Source organism: Mycobacterium sp. (genome assembly GCF_036273375.1).
GTDB lineage: Bacteria > Actinomycetota > Actinomycetes > Mycobacteriales > Mycobacteriaceae > Mycobacterium.
The window spans coordinates 21,414-27,834 of the sequence record NZ_DASUHS010000155.1 but is presented as its reverse complement, the minus strand read 5'-3'; the positions used below and the strand labels follow the sequence as shown (position 1 = coordinate 27,834).

7 protein-coding genes and 1 pseudogene are annotated in these 6,421 nt (G+C 70.2%); 6 read left to right on the top strand and 2 right to left on the bottom strand.

The window, feature by feature from the left end; genetic code table 11:
- Window positions 1–441, top strand: a pseudogene (locus tag VFW69_RS14725) (DEAD/DEAH box helicase); the annotation flags it as partial.
- 16 nt (window positions 442–457) lie between these two features.
- The gene (locus VFW69_RS14720) at window positions 458–1,684 is read left to right on the top strand and encodes an Rv3212 family protein (RefSeq protein ID WP_526502250.1); all 1,227 of its coding nucleotides are present in this window, start codon (window positions 458–460) and stop codon (window positions 1,682–1,684) included.
- A 55-nt stretch (window positions 1,685–1,739) separates the two neighbouring features.
- Here the strand turns inward: VFW69_RS14720 and VFW69_RS14715 are convergent, their stop codons facing one another.
- Window positions 1,740–2,543: a ParA family protein gene (locus tag VFW69_RS14715; protein WP_526502249.1), complete on the bottom strand. Its 804-nt coding sequence runs from the start codon at window positions 2,541–2,543 to the stop codon at window positions 1,740–1,742.
- Between the two features lie 119 nt (window positions 2,544–2,662).
- On the opposite strand from VFW69_RS14715, the gene VFW69_RS14710 reads away from it, so the two are divergent.
- From VFW69_RS14710 to VFW69_RS14700, 3 genes are read left to right on the top strand one after another with little or no spacing between them, the layout of a single operon-like run.
- The gene (locus VFW69_RS14710; protein WP_526502248.1) at window positions 2,663–3,253 is read left to right on the top strand and encodes an acid phosphatase; all 591 of its coding nucleotides are present in this window, start codon (window positions 2,663–2,665) and stop codon (window positions 3,251–3,253) included.
- A complete protein-coding gene (locus tag VFW69_RS14705; RefSeq protein WP_526502247.1) occupies window positions 3,250–4,404 on the top strand; it encodes an isochorismate synthase in 1,155 nt (384 codons plus the stop codon). Before VFW69_RS14710 ends, VFW69_RS14705 begins: the two co-directional genes overlap by 4 nt.
- Window positions 4,401–4,877, top strand: coding sequence for a GNAT family N-acetyltransferase (locus VFW69_RS14700; protein ID WP_526502246.1), 477 nt, complete (start codon window positions 4,401–4,403; stop codon window positions 4,875–4,877). The genes VFW69_RS14705 and VFW69_RS14700 overlap by 4 nt, the downstream gene beginning before the upstream one ends.
- On the opposite strand, the gene VFW69_RS14695 is transcribed toward VFW69_RS14700, so the two are convergent.
- Window positions 4,829–5,260 (bottom strand): hypothetical protein, encoded by a 432-nt coding sequence (locus VFW69_RS14695; protein WP_526502245.1) that lies wholly within the window; start codon window positions 5,258–5,260, stop codon window positions 4,829–4,831. The two genes, VFW69_RS14700 and VFW69_RS14695, sit on opposite strands and share 49 nt — an antisense overlap.
- Window positions 5,261–5,346: 86 nt before the next feature.
- On the opposite strand from VFW69_RS14695, the gene VFW69_RS14690 reads away from it, so the two are divergent.
- Window positions 5,347–6,312, top strand: a complete 966-nt coding sequence (locus VFW69_RS14690; RefSeq protein ID WP_526502244.1) for a diacylglycerol/lipid kinase family protein — start codon at window positions 5,347–5,349, stop codon at window positions 6,310–6,312.
- Window positions 6,313–6,421 lie beyond the last annotated feature (109 nt).

Genomic DNA, 6,421 nt, shown 5'->3' with positions numbered 1-6,421 from the left:
GACTGGGACGAGCTACCCCGTTGGTCGCTGATCGACAAGGCGCTGGGTCTGGACTGCCCCGAGCCCGCCGAGACCTACTCCAATTCCCCGCACCTCCGGGCCGAGCTGGGCATCCCCGCCGAGGCCGGGGGCACGGTGGGTGCGGCCCGCAAGCCGCAAGGCCAGCGCCGCAGCAGCGACCGGGACGGCAAGAGGCCAGAGCAGAAGTCGGACAGGCCTGCGCGCCGCTCCGGCACCCGGCGGCGCACCCGTGGCGGCCAGCCCGTCACCGCGCACCCGTCGAACAACGGGGCCGCCGGCACCAACGGCGAGGCCACGGCGGAAACCCCGGCCGCCTCGCCCCCGGGCAACGCCGGCTCCACCCGGCGCCGCCGTCGGCGTCGCAAGCCCGCCGAAGGGCAAGCCGCCACAGCGGCCGCGGCAACCGCGCAGAGCAACTAAAAGTCCGCGCCGACGCATGGTCAGACCCGAGCGCCGGACCAAGGGCGACATCATCGCCGCCGCGGCCATCGTGGTCGTCGTCGCCGCGGTCGCGGCGTTGATCTGGTGGAGCAGCGACGCTCGGGCGACCACCAGTCGGCCCGCGGCCGTTCCCGCACCCAACCCGACCCCGGCCCGTCAGGTGCCCGCCGGCCTGAAACAGCTGTGGAGCGCCGCCAGCCCGGCCACCACCGCCCCGGTGGTAGCCGGCGGGGAGGCCGTCACCGCCGCGGGCCGCCGGATCGACGGGCGCGATCCCGACACCGGCCAGTCCCGCTGGAGCTACGCCCGTGACGCCGACCTGTGCGGAGTCACCTGGCTGTACCGCTACGCCGTCGGTGTATACCGCGACGATCGCGGCTGCGGGCAGGTGAGCACGCTGGACGGCGCCACCGGTCGCCGGGGGCCCGCCCGCAGCGGTTACGCCGATCCGCGGGTGCGGCTCTCCTCCGACGGCATGACGGTGTTGTCGGTCGGCGACACCCGGCTGGAGCTGTGGCGTTCGGACATGGTCCGGATGCTGACCTACGGCGAGACCGACGCTCGGGTGAAACCGTCGACGCGCGGACTGCACTCCGGATGCAAGCTGATCTCGGCCGCGGCCAGCTCGCAGGCGGTGTCGGTGCTGGAGAGCTGCGCGAACCAGGCCGACCTGCGGCTGGTGCTGCTGCGTCCGGGCAAGGACGACGACGAACCGCAACAACACGTCGTGGCCGAACCGGGCATCGCGCCGGATTCGGGCGCCCGGGTACTGACCGTCGCGGAGAACACCACCGCGGTCTACCTGCCCGCGCCGCAGCCCCGGGTCGACGTGATCGACGAAACCGGCGCCACCGTGTCGAGCACCCCGCTGCCCAAGCCGCCGTCGCGCTCGGCGGCGGTCTCCCACCCCGGCAGCCTGATCACCTGGTGGACCGGCGATTCGCTGATGGTCTTCGACGCGAACACCTTGGCGCTGCGTTACACCATCGCCGCCGGCGACAAGGCGGCGCCGTTGGGACCCGGGGTGATGATGGCGGGTCGGCTCCTGGTGCCGGTCACCGGCGCAATCGGGGTCTACGACCCGCTCAGTGGCGCCAACGAACGCGACATCCCGGTGGACCGGTCGACGAACGCCTCGCCGGCCGGGGAACCGGTGTTCCCGGCCGTGATTGGGTCCCGGGTGCTCGAGCAGCGCGGCGACACCCTGGTCGCACTGGGCTAGCTACCCAGATGGTGGCGACCCGCTGCGCCCGGCTCCGCCGCGCTGGCGATCGCCACTAAACCTCGACGGCGAACGTCGGCAGCGGCTTGCCGCTCTTCCAATGCTTGAGCAACGCCGCCGCCAGATCGCCGTAGGCCACCGCGCCTTTGTTCTTGCGACCGGCCATCACCGACGAACCCGAGGCGCTGGCCTCGGCGAATCGCACGGTGCGCGGAATCGGCGGGGCCAGCACCGGCAGGTTGTATCGGTCGGCGACGTCGGCCAGGACGTCGCGGGTGTGGGTGGTGCGCGAGTCATACAGCGTCGGCAGGGCGCCGAGCAGTCGCAGCTCCGGGTTGGTGATCTGCTGGACGTCGGCGACGGTGCGCAGGAACTGGCCGACCCCGCGGTGCGCGAGGGTCTCGCACTGCAGCGGCACGATGACCTCGTCGGCAGCCGTCAGCCCATTAAGGGTGAGCACGCCCAGCGACGGCGGGCAGTCGATGATCACCACGTCGAATTGGTCGCCGAGTTTGGTCAACGCGCGCTTGAGCGCGTATTCGCGGCCGGCCCGCATCAGCAGCATCGCTTCGGCACCGGCCAGGTCAATGTTGGCCGGCAGCAGTGTCATTCCCTCTGCCGTCTCGACCAGCGCGGCGTTGGGCTCGACATCGCCGAGCAGCACCTCGTGCACGGAGACCGGTAGCTTGTCCGGGTCTTGGCCCAGCGAGAAGGTCAGGCAGCCCTGCGGATCGAGGTCGACCAGCAGCACCCGTTTGTTCTCGTCCAGCATCGCCGCACCCAGCGACGCGACCGTGGTCGTCTTGGCGACACCACCCTTTTGGTTGGCCACCGCCAGTACCCGGGTCTTAGCAGCCATAGGCGCGGCACTCCCCTCTGCGTAATCGCCATGCGCTCAACAACGCCCATCCTGGCACGTTCGCCCGCTGTGCGCTGCGGCCGACGGGCCCGGCATGTCGTCCGGCAGAATCAATCGATATGGGCTTGCACAACCACCGTCTGGTGCTGCTGCGCCACGGCGAGACCGAGTGGTCGAAATCGGGCCAGCACACCGGCCGTACCGAGGTCGAGTTGACCGAGGCCGGCCGAACACGGGCCAAGCTGGCCGGCGGCGTGCTCGGAGAACTCCAACTCATTGATCCGGTGGTGATCAGCAGCCCGCGGCAACGGTCCCTGACCACCGCCCAGTTGGCCGGTCTGTCCGTCGACGAGGTGTCCGAGCTGCTGGCGGAATGGGACTATGGCTCGTATGAGGGCCTGACCACGGAGCAGATCCGGGAGACGGTGCCCGATTGGTTGGTGTGGACGCACGGCTGTCCGGGCGGTGAGACCGTCGAGCAGGTCAGCGAGCGCGCCGACGCGGCCGTCGCGAAGGCGCTGGAGCACATGGAGTCGCGCGACGTGGTCTTCGTCAGCCACGGCCATTTCTCCCGGGCGGTGATCACGCGCTGGGTCGAACTGCCGCTGGTCGAGGGCAGCCGCTTCGGCATGATCACCGCGTCGCTCGCGGTCTGCGGGTTCGAGCACGGGGTACGGCAGCTGCGGGCGCTGGGATTGACCGGTCAGTGAGCGGCGAAGACGACGATGCGCGCCGCGCAGCGGCGCGAGAAGGAGTCGAGCATCTAGATCACGAACCGCCGTTCGCGCTGTGCGGGCCGACCGGGACCCTGATTGCCGAGGGTGTGCGGCGTCGTTACGGCGACGTGGGTGCGGCGCAGGCCGCGCTGCGCTCGGGGGAAGCGCGGATTGTGTTGGGCGCGTTGCCTTTCGACGTCACCAGGCCGGCAGCGTTGTTGACGCCCGAGACGGTGAAGGCCACGGACGGACCGCCGGACTGGTCGCCCGAGGGCCTGCCGCCGGTGCGGGTGACCGAAGCCGTGCCGTCACCGGTCGAATACCGGGACCGGATCCGCCGGGCGTGCGAGCAGCTCGCCGCGGGCGACAACCCGCTGGACAAGGTGGTGCTGGCCCGCGCCCTGCGCCTGGTTGCCGACACCCCGCTGGATGCGCGCGTGATCCTGCGCCGGCTGATCGCCGCGGACCCGGCGGCCTACGGCTACCTGGTCGATCTGACCGCCGCCGGCGACGAGTACGCGGGCACCGCCCTGGTGGGCGCCAGCCCCGAGCTACTGGTTGCGCGCAGCGGCGACCGCGTGGAGTGCCGTCCGTTCGCCGGCTCGGCCCCGCGCGCCGCCGACCCGCAGACCGACGCCGCCAACGGCGCCGCGTTGACCGCCTCGGCCAAGAACCGTCACGAGCACCAGCTGGTCATCGAAACCATCAGGGCCGCCCTGAAACCGCTGTGCGACGACCTGTCCATCGCCGTCGAACCGCAGCTGAGCAGCACCGCCACCGTCTGGCATCTGTGCACGCCGATCACCGGCCACTTGCGTGATACATCAAGCACCGCAATCGATTTGGCGTTGGCGCTGCACCCCACCCCGGCGGTCGGCGGGGTGCCGACCAAGGCCGCGATAGGACTGATCAGCGAACTGGAAGGTGACCGCGGGTTCTACGCCGGGGCGGTGGGCTGGTGCGACGACCGCGGCGATGGAAGCTGGGTGGTGTCGCTGCGCTGCGCGCAGCTGTCGGCGGACCGGCGCAGCGCGCTGGCGCGGGCCGGCGGCGGTATCGTCGCCGAGTCCGACCCCGACGAGGAAGTTGCCGAAACGACAACGAAATTCGGCACGATCCTCAACGCGCTGGGAGTTGAGCAATGAGCACACGCATCCGTCGCGCCGCGCCACACGACGCCGCCGCCATCACCGACATGATCCGCGCGCTGGCCGAATTCGAGCACGCCGCCGAGCAGTGCACGGTGACCGAAACGCAAATCTCTGCAGCACTTTTCGAGGGCCCGGTGTACGGGCACGTGGCCGAGGTCGACGGCGAGATCGCCGCGATGGCACTGTGGTTCCTCAACTACTCCACCTGGGACGGCGCGGCGGGCATTTATCTGGAAGACCTGTTCGTGCGGCCAATATATCGACGGCGCGGGCTGGCGCGCGCGCTGCTGGCAGCACTGGCCGCCGAGTGCCTGCAGCGGGGCTACACGCGGCTGTCCTGGGCGGTGCTGAATTGGAACGCCGACGCCATCACGCTCTACGAAGGCATCGGCGGTGAGCCGCAGAACGAATGGACGACCTACCGGCTGTCCGGGGCGTCGTTGGCCGGCTTGGCCGAATCGCCCTGATCGCCGGCGGCCCAGCGCACCGCGGCGGGACTGAACAGCAATCCCAGCACGATCAGCGCCACCGCGCCCGCCGGAATCCCGAAGCCCGGCTGATGTGATCCGGCCGCGAGGTACCACGCCACCGGCAGCAACAGCAGCTGGGTGATCACGGCCAGCCCGCGGCCCCAGCGCTTGCCAAGGATCAACGCGCGCCCCGCGGCGATCACCCCGGCACCGACCAAGACGAACCAGCCCGCCGTCGCCAGGCCGTTGACCACCTGCTGATCGGCTCCCGCGATGCCCCGCACCACCAACACCACCGCCACGATCAACGCCGCAATCCCCTGCAGCACAACGATCAGGCCGGCGCGGCGAACGGGGGTCGGGGCGGCAGGCGGCGTCACAGCGTCAGCGTAGTCAGGGCGGCCTCCGGCTCCCCGACGGTTCCCCCACAGCGGCGCCTTAACCGGTCCGCCTAAGCTCGTGCCTCATGCGGGCCGTGCTGATCGTCAACCCCACAGCCACTTCCACGACCCCGGCCGCTCGCGACCTGCTGGCCCACGCGCTCAAAAGCCGCCTGCACCTCACCGTCGAACACACCAACCACCGCGGTCATGGCACCGAGCTCGCGCAGAAGGCCGTCGCCGACGGTATCGATCTAGTGGTCGTGCACGGGGGCGACGGCACGGTGAGCGGCGTGGTCAACGGTCTGCTCGGCCGGCCGGGGCCGCTTCCAAGCGGACCGGTACCTGCGGTTGGCGTGGTGCCCGGCGGTTCGGCGAACGTGCTGGCGCGGTCCCTGGGCATCTCGGCGGATCCGGTCGCGGCCACCAACCAGCTCATCCAGTTGCTCGACGACTACCAGCGGCGCGGCGCCTGGCGGCGGATCGGCCTGATCGACTGCGGCGAGCGCTGGGCAGTGTTCAACACCGGCATGGGCGTCGACGCCGAGGTGGTGGCCGCGGTCGAGGCCGAACGCGACAAGGGCGGCAAGGTTTCGGCGTGGCGCTACATCCGTGCGGCAGTGCCCGCCGTGTGGGCCTACACCCGCCGCGAACCGATGCTGACCCTCGAAGTTCCCGGCCGCGAACCCATTACCGGGGTCAGCTTCGCGTTCGTGTCGAACTCCAGCCCCTGGACTTTCGCCAACGAACGGCCGGTGTGGACCAATCCCGGCTGCAGCTTCGAGTCGGGCCTGGGGGTGTTCGCGCCCATGACCATGAAGACGATCCCCACCCTGCGAATCGTGCGGCAGATGCTCGCTAAACGGCCCACCTTCGACTTCAAACACCTTTTCACCGAGGACGACCTGCCATGCGTGCGAGTTACCTCGACCGGAGGCGCCGTGGCCTGCCAGTTCGACGGCGATTACCTCGGCGCGCGCGAAACCATGACGTTCAAAGCGGTCCCGGACGCGCTGGCGGTGGTTGCGCCTCCTCAGCAAAAATGGCGCTGACCTGGTCTAATGACGCGCCCACGTGGGTGCGAGGAGAATATTTTCCGAAGCAGCCCGCGCAGTGTAGTACAACGGAGTGAGGGCTTGGCGACGAGATGCTCAAAGTGAG